The organism is Candidatus Chloroploca asiatica (assembly GCF_002532075.1).
GTDB classification, from domain to species: Bacteria; Chloroflexota; Chloroflexia; order Chloroflexales; family Chloroflexaceae; genus Chloroploca; species Chloroploca asiatica.
Map to the genome: position 1 here is coordinate 1 of NZ_LYXE01000129.1, position 14,220 is coordinate 14,220.

At 57.5% G+C, this 14,220-nt stretch carries 15 protein-coding genes and 1 other annotated feature; of the genes, 7 read left to right on the forward strand and 8 right to left on the reverse strand.

Translation table 11 applies throughout. The features are described from left to right. Positions 1 to 196 precede the first annotated feature (196 nt). A complete protein-coding gene (locus tag A9Q02_RS17340) occupies positions 197 to 418 on the forward strand; it encodes a hypothetical protein (RefSeq protein WP_097654351.1) in 222 nt (73 codons plus the stop codon). 229 nt (positions 419 to 647) lie between these two features. On the opposite strand, the gene A9Q02_RS17345 is transcribed toward A9Q02_RS17340, so the two are convergent. Further along, positions 648 to 1,865, reverse strand: a complete 1,218-nt coding sequence (locus A9Q02_RS17345; RefSeq protein ID WP_097654352.1) for a Bcr/CflA family multidrug efflux MFS transporter — start codon at positions 1,863 to 1,865, stop codon at positions 648 to 650. A gap of 177 nt (positions 1,866 to 2,042) precedes the next feature. Beyond that, positions 2,043 to 2,280, forward strand: a binding site (T-box leader). 44 nt (positions 2,281 to 2,324) lie between these two features. On the opposite strand from A9Q02_RS17345, the gene thrS reads away from it, so the two are divergent. From thrS to A9Q02_RS17375, 6 genes are all read left to right on the forward strand, one after another. Beyond that, positions 2,325 to 4,097: a threonine--tRNA ligase gene (gene thrS, locus A9Q02_RS17350; protein WP_097654353.1), complete on the forward strand. Its 1,773-nt coding sequence runs from the start codon at positions 2,325 to 2,327 to the stop codon at positions 4,095 to 4,097. A gap of 82 nt (positions 4,098 to 4,179) precedes the next feature. Next, positions 4,180 to 4,617 (forward strand): hypothetical protein, encoded by a 438-nt coding sequence (locus tag A9Q02_RS17355; protein WP_097654354.1) that lies wholly within the window; start codon positions 4,180 to 4,182, stop codon positions 4,615 to 4,617. Positions 4,618 to 4,619: 2 nt separating this feature from the next. Continuing rightward, positions 4,620 to 5,807, forward strand: coding sequence for a competence/damage-inducible protein A (locus A9Q02_RS17360; protein ID WP_097654355.1), 1,188 nt, complete (start codon positions 4,620 to 4,622; stop codon positions 5,805 to 5,807). Further along, positions 5,804 to 6,574 carry a DUF4013 domain-containing protein gene (locus A9Q02_RS17365; protein WP_097654356.1) on the forward strand — a complete coding sequence of 257 codons (771 nt, stop codon included), beginning with the start codon at positions 5,804 to 5,806 and terminating at the stop codon, positions 6,572 to 6,574. The genes A9Q02_RS17360 and A9Q02_RS17365 overlap by 4 nt, the downstream gene beginning before the upstream one ends. Before the next feature lie 22 nt (positions 6,575 to 6,596). After that, entirely contained in the window at positions 6,597 to 7,280 is a 684-nt protein-coding gene (locus A9Q02_RS17370; RefSeq protein ID WP_172451086.1) for a DUF4013 domain-containing protein, read from the forward strand. A 10-nt stretch (positions 7,281 to 7,290) separates the two neighbouring features. After that, on the forward strand, positions 7,291 to 7,848 hold the full coding sequence (locus tag A9Q02_RS17375; RefSeq protein WP_097654358.1) for a CDP-alcohol phosphatidyltransferase family protein: 558 nt from the start codon (positions 7,291 to 7,293) through the stop codon (positions 7,846 to 7,848). 9 nt (positions 7,849 to 7,857) lie between these two features. Here the strand turns inward: A9Q02_RS17375 and A9Q02_RS17380 are convergent, their stop codons facing one another. From A9Q02_RS17380 to A9Q02_RS17405, 7 genes are all read right to left on the reverse strand, one after another. Beyond that, a complete protein-coding gene (locus A9Q02_RS17380; RefSeq protein WP_097654359.1) occupies positions 7,858 to 8,628 on the reverse strand; it encodes a response regulator in 771 nt (256 codons plus the stop codon). Continuing rightward, entirely contained in the window at positions 8,607 to 9,470 is an 864-nt protein-coding gene (locus A9Q02_RS17385) for a Maf family protein (RefSeq protein ID WP_245860630.1), read from the reverse strand. Before A9Q02_RS17385 ends, A9Q02_RS17380 begins: the two co-directional genes overlap by 22 nt. Before the next feature lie 392 nt (positions 9,471 to 9,862). Continuing rightward, a complete protein-coding gene (locus A9Q02_RS17390) occupies positions 9,863 to 11,167 on the reverse strand; it encodes a PQQ-dependent sugar dehydrogenase (RefSeq protein WP_097654360.1) in 1,305 nt (434 codons plus the stop codon). Between the two features lie 187 nt (positions 11,168 to 11,354). After that, positions 11,355 to 12,611 (reverse strand): hypothetical protein, encoded by a 1,257-nt coding sequence (locus A9Q02_RS17395; RefSeq protein WP_097654361.1) that lies wholly within the window; start codon positions 12,609 to 12,611, stop codon positions 11,355 to 11,357. A gap of 116 nt (positions 12,612 to 12,727) precedes the next feature. Next, on the reverse strand, positions 12,728 to 13,171 hold the full coding sequence (locus A9Q02_RS17400; RefSeq protein WP_097654375.1) for an HD domain-containing protein: 444 nt from the start codon (positions 13,169 to 13,171) through the stop codon (positions 12,728 to 12,730). A gap of 22 nt (positions 13,172 to 13,193) precedes the next feature. Continuing rightward, positions 13,194 to 13,355 carry a hypothetical protein gene (locus A9Q02_RS24370; protein ID WP_172451088.1) on the reverse strand — a complete coding sequence of 54 codons (162 nt, stop codon included), beginning with the start codon at positions 13,353 to 13,355 and terminating at the stop codon, positions 13,194 to 13,196. A 77-nt stretch (positions 13,356 to 13,432) separates the two neighbouring features. After that, a complete protein-coding gene (locus tag A9Q02_RS17405; RefSeq protein ID WP_097654362.1) occupies positions 13,433 to 14,095 on the reverse strand; it encodes a hypothetical protein in 663 nt (220 codons plus the stop codon). Positions 14,096 to 14,220 lie beyond the last annotated feature (125 nt).

Sequence of the window (14,220 nt, forward strand, 5' to 3'; positions counted from 1 at the left end):
CTCCGTTGGTCGTTAAGCTCGCCAGAAGGCGGGTTGGGCCAAGAAGCCGCGCGGCTTGAGCCGCTGCGGAGTGTCACAATTGTAGCCTCCAGCGGCCACTTGACGATGATGACCGACTCATGAAGCGCTTGAAGGTGATTGCATCAATAACCATAGCGATCGTAACGCCGTTGGAGTTGATTCAGGAGGTGCTCCCGTGAGCAGCATACAACCGTTACCGCTGGCTGAGTTGAATACGCGGGCACTACGCGTGCTTATTCAAGAGATGGGTGTGGTAAACACGGCGCGTTTCATTCATCAATATACGCACGGCTTTGGGGACTATACCCAAGAGCGAGAACAGCTTTTCACCGATCTTACCATTGATGATATTGTTGCCGCCGTAGAGCGCGACCCGAAGAGTGGGCGCGACTTTTGAAGGCGGTACTATAAACCATAGATGAGTGGAAAGCTGCCCTGACGGTTGCAAAGGGCGTACTTGGATTGCCGAAGCGTCATCGTTTGGCTAGGTATGTTTCGTTTGTTCTGGCAGTACTGCTGTGCTACCATTACCAAAGTACAGAACTGTCAGGCATTAAAATGAGGCACGCAGGCCATGCCGCCTCGCTGCACCATGGCGTCAACGAAACCCACATCCAGTGTCGGCATCACGCCTCGGGCTGAGGACGAGGCACCGGCACATCCATCGGGCGCAGATGAAACACTCCAAGCCCCACGAGACAGCATGTCGCCATAACTGCCGCCATCGGCACGGCCGTGCCATTGTGCAGCACCCCGACCAGCGTACCGGCGAGTGCGCCGATGCTAAACTGCAACGTGCCAAGCAACGCCGCCGCACTGCCCGCTACCCGTCCGTGAGGGGCCATCGCCTCAGCGGCGGCATTGGGGGCCACGAGGCCATAGCCCGCAATGCAGATAAAGAGGAAGGGCAACAAGCCCAAAAGGCCCCCGAAGCCAGTCGCGGCAACCGCAACGAGCATCACGCCCGAGGTAGCAATGACGGCCAGGGCGACACTGAGGATCGTGGTGCTGGTGAACGAGCGCAAGAGCCGACGATTGAACTGTGAAGCCGCAATCAAACCAGCGGCATTCGCCCCAAAGATCCAACCGTACAACTCGGGCGACACGCCAAAGAGTTCAATGAAGACAAAGGGCGACCCGGAAATATAGGCAAACATGCCCGCCGAAATAAAACCACCTGTCAGGGCGTAACTGACAAAATGCCGATCCCGTAGCAATAGACCATAAACGCGCAGCACAGCCACAAAGCCATCGTGACTCCGGCGCTCGCGGGGCAGTGACTCCTGGAGTGCAAAGAGCACCAGCGCCACACAGATCATGCCAAAGACGGTCAGCACCCAGAAGACCGAGCGCCAGCCAAAATGAACGATGAGTTGCCCACCAAGCACCGGCGCAGTAATGGGCGCAAGGCCCATCACGAGCATCAAGAGCGAATACATCCGCGCTGAACCCTGGGCATCGAAGCGATCGCGCACAATCGAGCGCGCAATCACAACACCGGCACACCCACCAAGCGCCTGGAGCAGACGCAACCACACCAGGCTGCCGAGCGTCGGCGCCAGCGCACACCCCACCGACGCAACCGTATAAATGATCGCCCCAACGAGCAACGGCTTGCGGCGGCCAAACCGGTCAGAAAGCGGCCCATAGACAATCTGCCCAAAGGCCAACCCCAGAAAAAAGACCGTCAGGGTCAACTGAGCCGCTGCCGTATCGGTGCCAAACTCGGCCCCGATCGCGGGCAAACCTGGCAGATACATATCAATCGAAAGCGGTCCAAACGCCGACAAAATACCAAGCACCAGGGCAAGTCGCCCGACCGATGAGGGAGGGTGGGTTTTCATGGGTTCTATAGTACCACGGTAGGGCAGGGCTAGCGCCCTGCCCTACCGTGGTATTTCTGACGCAAGATACCAGCTTTGCTGGCATCTTGCGTCAGACACACCGGTTTTGCCGAGGGCTATGCCATTAGCAAAAAGCTTGACGCAACAAAAACAGAGGGGTACAATAGCGCAAGATAATCGAAAGCAGTGACGAGGACGAGTACCTCGTAGCCTGGTTGCCAGGGAGGGTGCGTCCAAGACTGGAAGCGCACCTCAATCAGCACGAGCGAAAACCACCTCTGAGCGGCCTCCTCAACGCGCTACGCAAGTATGGAGGCACGGTTTGCGCCCGTTAACGCGCCGCAAGGATGCCTGGCCGCGCGTGCAGTCGTGCATCAAAGTTGGGTGGAACCACGAAGCAACCTTCGTCCCATAGTGGAACGAAGGTTTTTTGTCGCCTTTGCAGATGTGAGGTATGTGATGCCAGTCGATCCAAATAATGATCCGTATTACCGTCTTCGCCATTCACTGGCCCATGTGATGGCCCAGGCCGTGCTAGAGATCTTCCCTGAAGGCAAGGTCGCCATCGGCCCGCCCATCGAGAATGGTTTTTACTATGACTTCGACCTGCCTCGCGCCCTCACCCCCGATGATCTGAGCACCATCGAAGCCGGGATGCGCCAGATCGTCGCCCGTGATGTGCCCTTTCTCTTTCGGGAAGTGAGTGCTGATGAGGCCCGCCAGCTCTTTCATGACCAGCCCTACAAGCTCGAATTGATCGATGGGTTGGCTCAGGGCCTCGATGAGAATGGTGAAACAGCCAAAGGTGACACGGTCATCTCGACCTACCGCCAGGATACGTTTGAAGACCTCTGTCGTGGGCCGCATCTTGAGCGTACCGGCCAGATTGATCCGGCAAGCTTCAAGTTGATGAGTATCGCCGGAGCCTACTGGCGCGGCGATGAGAAGCGCCCCCAGTTGCAACGCATCTATGGCACGGCCTGGAATGATCAGGCTGAATTGGAACAGTATCTCTGGCGCCTCGAGGAGGCGAAAAAACGTGACCATCGCCGCCTCGGTAAAGAGCTTGACCTCTATAGCATCTCCGATGAGGTCGGCGCAGGTCTGATCCTCTGGCACCCCAAGGGCGCTATGATCCGCGTGATCGCCGAGGATTTCGCCCGCCAGGCCCACCTCAAAGCCGGCTACGAGTGGGTCTTCTCGCCCCACATCGGACGTGCACACCTCTGGGAGACCTCGGGCCACCTCGAGTTCTACAAAGAGAGCATGTACGCCCCGATGGATATTGACGGCGAGGCCTACTATGCCAAGCCGATGAACTGTCCTTTCCACATCCAGATCTACCAGACCCACATGCGCTCGTACCGCGACCTGCCGCGGCGCTATGCCGAGTATGGCACGGTCTACCGCTACGAACTGAGCGGGGCGCTGCACGGCCTCACGCGCGTGCGCGGCTTCACCCAGGACGATGCGCATATCTTCTGTCGGCCCGACCAGGTCGAGGAGGAGATCGGGCGTGCGCTCGAATTCTCGCTCTATGTGCTCCGCGCCTTCGGCCTGAGTGACTTCACGGCCTACCTCTCGACCCGCCCCGAGAAGTACGTTGGTGCGCCTGAAGACTGGGAACGGGCCACGGCCGCGCTCGAGCGCGCCGTCGAGACCCATCAACTACCCTACCAGGTTGATGAGGGTGGCGGCGCCTTCTACGGACCCAAGATCGACCTCAAAGTCTATGATGCGCTGGGGCGCGAGTGGCAGTTGAGCACCATCCAGTTCGACTTTAACCTGCCCGAACGCTTTGGGCTCGAGTACATCGGCGAGGACAACCAACCCCACCGACCCTACATGGTACACCGTGCCCTGATGGGCAGCATGGAGCGCTTCTTTGGCGTCCTGATCGAACACTACGCCGGTGCTTTCCCGCTCTGGCTGGCCCCGGTACAGGCCGTGCTGATTCCGATCACCGACGCCCAGATCGCCTATGCGGAACGCGTACGGCAACAACTCGTCGAGGCTGGGCTGCGGGTCGAGGTTGACACAAGTCGCGACCGGATGCAAGGCAAGATTCGCCGTGCCCAGTTGCAGAAGGTTCCATATATGCTTATAATCGGAAAGAAGGAAGAAGAAGCCAGCGCTGTTGCCGTACGCCTGCGGTCGGGTGAAGACCTTGGGGCGATCCCGCTTGATGCGTGTCTCGCACGCATGCAAGAAGAGATCGCCAATCGCACGTAAAAATGTTACATCCTGAGGCACAAGCCAGCTACACTGGCTTGTGTCCCAGGATCGCAACCGAAATTAGCGGAATGAGGAGACTATGACCGTAGAGACCGATATGCTCACCGATGCGGCTCTGCGCTTTAGCGAAGCCATCCGCGCTGAACGCGCCAGCACCCTCGATGCACTTGCCAACGAGCGGCAAGCCGCCCTCCAGATCATCCAGGCGCTCCGCAACGAGACCAAACGCCGGACACGGCAATCGACAGGCCGATTTGCCTTTGGGCTCTTACTCGGCACAGCGATGGGCAGCGCAGCAATCTATGTGCTGCATCAACGCGCCAGCGAAGAGATGCGGCTTGGGCTTACGGCACGCGCCGAGAGCACCGGTGTCTCGCTGCAGGAACGCGTGAAACAAGCGCTTGAAGCCGGCAAGCGTGCCGCCGCCAAGCAAGAACAGACGCTCTGGGACGATTATCGTCGTCGTATGATCGAACAGGCAAAACCGAAACCACGACAAGAAGATCCGCTCTTTTAACTATGCAAGCAGAAATCATTGCCATCGGCTCAGAGTTGCTGCTCGGGACGACGGTTGACACCAATAGCGCGTACCTTGCCCGCCAGCTTGCCCGCGCTGGGGTTGAACTGGTGCGCAAGAGTTCGGTTGGGGATGATACCGAACGCATTGCCACGATGGTCAGCGAGGCGCTAGCACGGGCAGATCTCGTGATCTGTACAGGGGGCCTCGGGCCAACGCTCGACGATGTTACCCGCGAAGGGGTCGCCCTAGCAATGGAACGCCCGCTTGAATTCCATCAGACTCTGCTTGACCAGATCGAGGCCCGGTTTACCGCGATGGGTCGCACGATGAGCCCGAGCAACCGACGCCAGGCCTATGTTCCCACTGGGGCGCGCATTGTCGAGAATCCGCGGGGCACAGCGCCTGCGTTTATCGTCGAGGACGACCGAGGCACCGTGATCGTCTTGCCTGGCGTGCCGTATGAAATGCGGTATCTCTTCGAAAACGCCGTCATGCCCTACCTGCGTGATGAGCGCGGGATCACCGACGCGATCCTGGTCAAGACGATCCATGCGACTGGGCTTGGTGAAAGTGTGATTGGCGAGATGATCGCCGATCTGATGGCACAGACCAATCCGAGTGTCGGCATCTCGGCCAAACAGGCCCGTTACGAAATTCGGATCACGGCGCACGGAGCCTCGCAGGCCGAAGCCGAGGCCATGCTTGCCACGACCGAGGCGACCATTCGCGAACGCCTCAAACAACATGTTATTGGTGATGAGCCGTTACCCGCAACAGTTGCCCGCTTGCTCAAGGAACAGCAACTCACCCTGGCCCTCTACGAAACAAGCACGCTCGCCCCGATCTTCCGGGCACTCTCAGCGGTCAACGGAGGCACCGAATGCATCAGTGGGGTCTTGATCCATCCGCTTGATCGTGCAGCCAACGAGGATGCTGCCGCCATTCTGTCACAGACGGGGGCGTTTGGCATTGTTGATCGCTGGCGCGCCGATCTCGGCCTCGCGTTTCAGGTGGCTGATACCAGCGACCAGAGCGGCCTGACCGCAGTGAGTGTCACCCTGGTCACACCCAAGGGAAATCGCCAGGTCACCCGTAACTATGACTTGCGTCAGACCGAAGGATGGGAATTTGTTGCGACCCTGGGACTTGATTTAATCCGGCGCTACCTGGTTGGAGAAGCAGCGTGACCTTTTTTGGCCGCACCGAGCCAGGGCCGCTTTCGCTCCGTCACGCGCTAGCAACCGTACACCGCGATCAATTCTGGTGGTTGCACTGTGGTGGCTACGGGCTTGCCACCCTCGTGGGGCTTGGCTTGCCCTTGGCCGCTGGTTTTGTGATGGAAAGCCTCGATAATAGTCGGCGCGGCTTCGCTACCCCACTGCCGCCCCCCGGCAATATTACCGTTCGATCATTGACCGGTCTCTTTGCCCTGCTCATTGACTTTGCGTTCCTGGTTCTACCGATCTTGATCGGGACGATGCTGTTGTTTGTCACCGGCATTGCCATGTTGCTCGCTGGAGTCACGGACGAACTGATCATTCAGAGGATCACGAGCTCAGTCGTGTTGGGCACAGGGATGGTTGTCGTGCTGCTTTTTTTAAGTAGTGTCGCTCCGGCTGGTCGACTTCGCTTTGCGCGTGAGGGCCACATCGAAGATGCCCTGAGGAGCGCAACACTCCGCTGGACACTGGGGCGTGCGAACCGCCGCACCTTTTTCCAGGCGCGACTGCTCTCACTGGTAGCCTATCTCCCCGCAGTGCTCTTGAGCGTCCTCACCCTCGGACTCGCACGGATCACCTTCCCAGGGCACATGGTCGTGCTTGGCCTCGGTCTCTGGCTGATCCTCAGCGCCATCATCTATGCGCACCTCGTCGTCGTGCAACTCTATGTCAGCGCCGAACGTCAGATCCAAGAGCACCAAGTGCAGCAAGATGCGTTACAATGCGAGGTCTAGACGCATAACAAGGAGAGTTCTCATGGACATCGGCAAAGCCTTTTCGTTTGTCTTCGATGACGAACAGTGGCTTACAAGCATCCTGATCGCTGGATTGCTGGCTTTGATTCCGCTGGTTGGGCAGATCCTAATCATCGGCTACATGCTTGAGACCGCGCGCCGTCTGGCGGCAGGCAATCCACGTCCACTGCCCCAATGGGATAACTTTGGCGAGAAATTCAACCTCGGGTTGGTCGGCCTAGGCATTGCGATCGTCTACGCGGTACCAGTGATCGTGATCGCGCTTCTGTTTGCGTGTGTACCGCTTTTTGCTGCCGGTGCTGGCGATGCTGCTGCCGGGATTGCGGCTTTGCTCGTTCTGTGCCTGATGCCACTCATTATGATCGTCGCCCTGGCGACTCAGCCTCTCCTGATCGCCGGTACGGTACGCTACTTGCAGACGAACAGTTTCAGTGAAGCGCTCAACTTCAGTGCGGTCATCACGATGGTACGGGGCGACCTAGGTGGCTGGGTTGTGCTCTGGCTGCTCCAGATTTTGTGTGGGCTTGTCGCTAGTGCAGGCGGGATCATCGTCATCGGCATTCTTTTCACCCTACCCTACAGCCAGGCCGTCTTTGGGCATCTGATGGGGCAGAAACTCATCGCCTTGCGGACGCAGAACGGCTACAACTCTAATTTTGCCCCACCTGCCTCACCGATGGTGTAGAAGGATCAGTATGGCTTCAACGCGACTCTTCGAGCCACGTGAATTGCTCTATCCATCGAACATGCTGACAATCGCTCGGCTGCTGCTCATTCCACCAACCTTTCGCTACCTGCGGCAGCCCGAGCGACGGCGCGAAGCCCTAGCCTGCCTGGGGGTCGCGATGCTGACCGACGCCATTGACGGGCCCCTGGCACGGGCCCGTGGCGAAGTTTCGCCGCTCGGGGAACTGCTCGACCCGGTGGCTGACAAGATCTTGATCAACGGAACCGCGATCATCCTCTCAAAGACCCGCGACTTTCCCTGGTGGATTACGGGGTTGTTGCTTTTTCGCGACCTTGGCATTATCGCTGCCGCGCTGGTGGTCATCAAACGTCGCAGCCAAATCACCGTTGCCGCCAGCACCGGCAAACTCACCACAGCGCTCTTGACTGCGGCGGCCCTGCTCTACGTTGCCGACGGGCCACGCAGTGGCAAGCCAGCGCTCTACGTGGCAATGGTACCGTTTCTGCTCTCGTTCTTTCAGTATGGCAAACGGTTTCTGGCCGTCATGCGCAACCAGGATGAATAAAGACCAGCATTACGTCTGGGCTTGTGATGCATCGGCAGGTGGCTCGAGCGGCCCCTGCCGGATATCCTGAGGCGTCTCGATCCAGCCACGGCGCAAAGCAAAGAGTACCGCCTGAGTGCGGTCATTCAGCGACAGTTTGCGCAAAATCGACGAGATATGGTTTTTGACCGTCTGCGTACTAATATGCAACGAGTCAGCAATCTCTTTGTTACTCCCGCCAGCCGCAATACGTTCAAGCACCTCGATTTCACGGTCGCTGAGGGGCGTAAAGATCGGCACATCAACCGCTTCGGGGTCAGTGGGCAGCGCTTCGGGCAAACTCCGAAACTGCGTCAAGACCCGACTGGCGACCCGCGGTTCTTCCAGCAGCACATCATTAATCACATACTCGCCGTGCGCAACGCGGCGCAAGATCTCGATCAACGCCTGTGGCTTGACGTCCTTCGAGCGATACGCGGCAGCACCTGATTGCAACGCGTGAAACGCCTGCTCATCGCTCTCGTGCATGCTCAACATCACCACCCCGAGCCCCGGGTACTGACGACGGACGTGCCGCGTCAACGCAAGGCCATTCATACCTGGCAAATTCATATCAACCAGCATCACATTCGGTTCGGTATGCGAGTCGGCTTGGGCAAGCCACTCAAGTGCGGCTTCACCACTCGCAACATCACCGACGATCACGATATCATCCTCACCACTCAAGGCCCAGCGAACCCCCTGGCGAAAGAGCGGATGATCATCAACAACGAGCAATTTTATGGCAATGTGGGAGGCCATGGCAAAGGTTCCTTCTGTTGGTGTGCCAGCCATGCATAATAACTTGCCGTCGCGTCAGCTAGCCCGGTGACACCTGCACCACGCAACAAACGCACCACCGCAGCGAGCGGGAAGCCCACCACCGCAGTGTAACTTCCATAGACCGCTTGGATCAACTGGCCACCCATGCCCTGCAAACCATAGGCGCCCGCCTTATCACGCGGCTCACCCGTGGCAACATACGCCGTGATCTGGGCTTCGGTCAACGGCGCAAAGACGACCTCGGACATTTCGATATCCAGCCAGAAAGGACGCCGAGCCGCTGTCGCTAGAACGGCATGAGGAGCTTCGTGGTGCAACGGCAACCAGATTGGCTCTGGCAGAGCCTCATAGAGTGTGGTCAGATCGGATTCAGGTGGTGTCGCTGACGCAAAAGCCCCCGCGACACACAACCCGGTATAAACACGATGGGTACGTCCTGACAGACGCCGCAGCATCAGATGAGCTTCAGCATCGTCGCGCGGCTTATTCAACACCTCGCCATCAATCACCACCACCGTATCAGCGCCCAACACGACGGCATCCAGGGCGTGTGTAGCCACAGCGTGGGCTTTACGCCAGGCAAGCAGCGTCGGATGATAACGTAACGGCATTTCGGCGGTTGGCAGCGCCCCCAACACCTCGGACGGCACATCGGTCTCGGCCTCCTCGGCATCAGTGGTCATCACGGTAAAGGTCGCCCCAAGCGTGGCAAGCAACTCGTGGCGACGCGGTGAAGCTGAACCCAGCACAAGACGGGGCTGACCCGTCTGTTGATGAGCATGCGTCTGATCATTATTTCCAGTTGGAGAAACTCTTGTCACAATGTATGGTTGCCTGAATTGATCGATCCAATTGCGTACAGTGCGATCATAACACTTACGTGCGTAGATCGCAAGATGCAAGACGCTGGCGAACAGGGCTGATGCATCATACGAAACCGGATACAAAAAGACGCGCCATCAGGGCACCCGCAAGGGGTGCCCCTACCGGCCGGGGCCGGATCCGGTGTACGGGCACCCCTTGCGGGTGCCCCGGCGGGTACCGGCCGGGGGCCGGATCCGGTGTACGGGGACCCCTTGCGGGTGCCCTGGCGGGCGCATTCACGGAAGATGCAATCGTCCTGACGCTGGCGAAGCGTCGGGGCAGCAGAGCCGCCCAAACGAAATGCATGAGAGTGCAAACGGGCGCGGTTGATCACCCGCGCCCGCTCCGCCTACTCCACCACCAGTCGGTAGACACCCCCACCGGTACGGTCAACCAGATAGAGTTCGCCTGCTTCGTCTTCGCCAAACGAGGTGATGCGCAGATCAACCCGTCCAATGAGAGCGGTTTCCCAGCCTACGCCGTCGCCATAGGTGCCCCAGAGGTTGCCCGTGCAGAAGTCGGTGAAGACATAGACGCCATTGAGTTGAGGAAAGGCCTGACCGCGATAGACATAGCCACCTGTGATCGAACATCCGCCTTCAGCACTGCCATGAGGATAGACAAAGACCGGTAATTCCAGGCCGGTCTGATCGCACGAACTAGCATTGAAGCAGCGATCGCCCTCCATAATCTTCCAGCCATAATTTTCCCCACCCAGGCTACTGGCAGGCTGAACATGGACTTCTTCGAGCGCATTCTGGCCGACATCGGCAAGATAGAGGTCGCCCGTTGCGCGGTCAAAAGAGAAGCGCCAGGGATTGCGCAAGCCATAGGCCCAGATCTCCGAGCGGGCCGGATCAGCATTGACAAAAGGGTTGTTCGCAGGAACGGCGTATGGTTCGTTGCTGTCAACATCAATCCGTAGCAATTTGCCGAGCAGGCTGCTCAGGGTCTGCGCATTATTCCAGGGGTCACCTCCAGCGCCACCATCACCGGTGCCAATATACAGGTAACCATCTGGCCCAAATTTGAGCAAACCGCCATTGTGGTTCGCGGCGGGTTGGTCGATCGTCATGAGGATCGTCGCACTCGCGGGATCGGCGCGATTGGGATCAGCGCTGAGCGTGTACCGTGCGACAACCGTTGTCCCACTCCGATCAGTGTAGTTGACAAAAAGGTGTCCGTTCTCGCGGAACTGTGGGTGAAAGGCAATACTCAAGAGACCCTGCTCATTGCCTTGCGAGCCAACCAGTTCAGTCAGATCAAGCAATGGCTCTTCAAGGCGCACAGCACCTTGCACGATCCAGATCGCCCCCGCTTGCTCAACCACAAAGAGGCGGCCACTGCCATCACCAGCATTGGTGATGTGGGTCGGATTGCGAAACCCGTTCAAGATTGGCTCGACCGTGAGTTGCAACGTGTTGAGATCAGGCGGCGAGACAATGATCGTGGGCAAATTGATCGTCGTTGCGGTGGCCGCAGGCTCGACAACAGGCGCACTGGGCACTGTCGGCGAGGCCGAACTCGTGACCGGGGTCGGGGTAAAAACCGGCGCAACAGGTGCAGTTGGCAGAGGAGTTGTCGCAGCTTCACGCGCACCACAACCAACCAGGAGCAACAGAACAGCAAAAAGCGCAACGATGCGAAAGCGCATACGTGAAAGATCCTTTCCAGGTTTCAGAACGAGGGTTGTTATCAGCGTACCACAGAATACCTGGCTCTGCAGCACGACAAGGGAAACCCCTGGCTGACTAAGTCAACCAGGGGTTTCCTCCTGTGCAAAATGCCCGCATACTGTGCCACACAGCGGCAAAGCCGCTGTGTGGCACAGATATCATCACTTACTCATCGGGATTACCGTATTCATTCCAGTCGTAGGGATTGGGATCAATGAAGTCGAGGTCAACCCGCGTGCGTGGATCATTGTCGAGACCGATCTCTGGGCTGACATAGGGGTTGAAGACCGTGCCGAAATTCTGCTCGAGGTTAAAGCCGGCAATGACCAACTGGCGGCTCTCGGCGCCCTGGGCAGTCAATTGATAGAACCCAACGGGCAGACGTTCGTCAAGCGCCAGTTCGACCAGGAACTGCCCGGCAATCGGATCAGCAAAGGTTGAAGGGAAGCCGCGCACGGCCCCATCTGGGAAGGTGAGCCAGAGATCAACCCGCTCACCGGGGAAGAAGAGGTCGCCATTGGCATAGAAGACACTGCGCTGGGGGGCACTCATATCGGCAGGCACCACCACATAGAGTTGGGCCGGGCCGCGTTGCACAACAGGTGGCGCACGCAACTCGAAGCTCGCAAAGACACGGAACTGACTCTGCTGTCCAAGGGCCGTGAAGGTATAGCGCCCGGTAGGATTCTTGCCTTCAAACTGGAAGGAGGTCGAGAGGGCACCAGCAGGCGTTGCCTGCACAACCTGCTGCCCGGGAGGAAAGTTGATCACGGTGCCATCGGGGGCGGTGATCCAGAGCGAGACAAGCTCGCCGCCAAGAAAACCGCGGCCATCAACTTCAACGATCTCCCCTTGGAAGGCCGCAGCGACATCTTGCCCGTTGCGGGTCACACGCAGGGTTGCGTTGCCAGCCGGCCCTGGCTGCCCACCAGGCGCCACCACAAAGAAGGCCGTTGCGTTGTTGATCCCACCGCTACTCAAACCACGTCCGCTGACAGTATAACAGCCATACGGCCAGGTGCCAGGTACGGGGATCGTCAGTGAGAACTGGCCCGCCCCGTTCGAGACAAAACGGCTGGCGGGTGGGAAATTGTTGGGCAGATCGATCACACCATCGAGCTGCTGACTGGCGGGAATCGTAAAGACCCGCCCATCAGGAAACGTTATGTCGACTGTAACCGGCTCAGGCCCAAAGGGTGGGGCAAGCACGCGGAAATAGTCGAAACGAGTGAGAAACGTCTGGCCCTGGAAGACCGCCGGGGCCGAACCACCAGTACGAGCACAGAAGGCTGAACCCTGTGGTGTAAACACGGCAATCTGAGCTGCTGAAGCAAAGGCTCGGTAGCTCGAGAGCACCAGGATCAGACCAATGGTCAGCGTCATGCCGATCATGAACATACGCCGGACGTGCGCGGTGAGCATAGCTGTTCCTCCTGACAATGAGAATGTTCCTACCCCGTCTGGTAGAAACCTGAGAAAAATCTGATCGTCAGGTGATACAATACTCCTAAAATTCACGCACGAACAAGCAGCGTAGATTACACGAATGTGACAGCGTTCGTTTCGCCGAGGAGGAGGGCACGGACTTGCTTGTACTCCTCAAGGCGCGCATAGTCCTTCGCTGTCGGCGCGGCGATGCGACTAAGATCCATATTCTCGGCATTGTCGGCCAACTTCACCGCCCGTGCGACAGGATCGGCGGCAGCGCGCGTCGCCGCTTCCAAGCGGGATTCACCGGACCGCTTGGTGAGTGCCGCGACTGCGGAGACAACTTCAGCGGGGAACCCTTCAGACCGAAGCTGCTCCAAGGTGACCTGGGTATCCTCAACGACATCGTGCAGCACCGCTGCCATGCGTTCATGGGCCGTAGACATGCGCAACATGACCCGTAGTGGGTGGAGGATATAAGGCTGCCCCGCCTTATCGACCTGACCCGCGTGTGCAGCTGCGGCTAACTCAATTGCTCGTTCTAGTGTTGCCATTTTTTCAATCTTACCTCGGTAGTCAAGAAACGCTAGCAATAAAACCTATTTCTTCAATATAATATTCTGGCCATATTTTCATGTCCTCGTCAAAGCCTTCTTCTGCCAGAGCTTGTTCGTCCGCAGGCACGCGTTTGGCGCTTTCGCGGGCTAAACGCTGCCGGCGCATGCCCTTGAAGGGCATGCAAGAGGGTTCGACGGCATCAACTGGACAGCGGTGTTCGGCGGCAGTTCTAACTGCCTCGTGCTTTCAAACGGTGTTTATTCTTGCTCTTTGTTGCGTTGAAAGCGCGAAATACGCTGTGTAAGGTCGAGAATAATATCTTGAATAGCAGTTAAATCTTGATTACTGACATAAGGTGTGAGTTCAACGCTTATTTCTTGCATGTTTGGGTTGTGATAAAACATCAGTGTTGCTACATCATTTTCATACAGCCCAACTCGGACAAAATCACCCTGCCTATAAAGCGAGGGTAGAGCATAGAGTTTCAGGAGGAGAAGACCTTTTACCGTTGCTGATGTAATTGTTCGCTCGAAAAACGGCTGCAGGGTAGTGTGATGTTTTTGAACATGGGCAAAGAGTGGATTTTTTGTGAGGAGGAAATCGATTTGAAGGTTTTGATAGATGCCACGAGCAAAATACTCGCTCTTACTTGTAATGGTGATTTCTTGCAGCTTCCGGAGAGCCGTCACATTGAGAATAAGATCGATATCTTCGGTGTTCCTCCCTTGAATATATTGAAGTAGCGCAATACCACCAACAAGAACATACTTCATTTTCCTTTGTTCGAGTAGACTAAAGAGATTGTTGACGGCTTGGAGTAAATCGTCCATGGTTGTTTGTGCTCCTTGCCATTGCTGAGTGTTGAAGAAACGAGCATTTTGTATAATCTTACCAATATGAATACTTGTTCGGGTTGTCATAGTATTTTCTTTTCGTTACATCTAGACGCGCAGATTGCATCAGCACGCGATACGCCTGCCGGCGCGCCACAACGGAGGAAAACGGGGGCGTGGGGGAACGTGGTTCCCCCATTTTCAGCGTAGCC

Bases quoted from the DNA above. Each gene is read 5' to 3' on its own strand.
- A9Q02_RS17355 (WP_097654354.1), top strand. From the start codon at position 4,180: ATGACCGTAGAGACCGATATGCTCACCGATGCGGCTCTGCGCTTTAGC.
- A9Q02_RS17400 (WP_097654375.1), bottom strand. From the start codon at position 13,171: ATGGCAACACTAGAACGAGCAATTGAGTTAGCCGCAGCTGCACACGCG.
- A9Q02_RS17395 (WP_097654361.1), bottom strand. From the start codon at position 12,611: ATGCTCACCGCGCACGTCCGGCGTATGTTCATGATCGGCATGACGCTG.
- A9Q02_RS17375 (WP_097654358.1), top strand. From the start codon at position 7,291: ATGGCTTCAACGCGACTCTTCGAGCCACGTGAATTGCTCTATCCATCG.
- thrS (WP_097654353.1), top strand. From the start codon at position 2,325: ATGCCAGTCGATCCAAATAATGATCCGTATTACCGTCTTCGCCATTCA.
- A9Q02_RS17345 (WP_097654352.1), bottom strand. From the start codon at position 1,865: ATGAAAACCCACCCTCCCTCATCGGTCGGGCGACTTGCCCTGGTGCTT.
- A9Q02_RS17360 (WP_097654355.1), top strand. From the start codon at position 4,620: ATGCAAGCAGAAATCATTGCCATCGGCTCAGAGTTGCTGCTCGGGACG.
- A9Q02_RS24370 (WP_172451088.1), bottom strand. From the start codon at position 13,355: ATGCCCTTCAAGGGCATGCGCCGGCAGCGTTTAGCCCGCGAAAGCGCC.
- A9Q02_RS17390 (WP_097654360.1), bottom strand. From the start codon at position 11,167: ATGCGCTTTCGCATCGTTGCGCTTTTTGCTGTTCTGTTGCTCCTGGTT.
- A9Q02_RS17380 (WP_097654359.1), bottom strand. From the start codon at position 8,628: ATGGCCTCCCACATTGCCATAAAATTGCTCGTTGTTGATGATCATCCG.
- A9Q02_RS17405 (WP_097654362.1), bottom strand. From the start codon at position 14,095: ATGACAACCCGAACAAGTATTCATATTGGTAAGATTATACAAAATGCT.
- A9Q02_RS17370 (WP_172451086.1), top strand. From the start codon at position 6,597: ATGGACATCGGCAAAGCCTTTTCGTTTGTCTTCGATGACGAACAGTGG.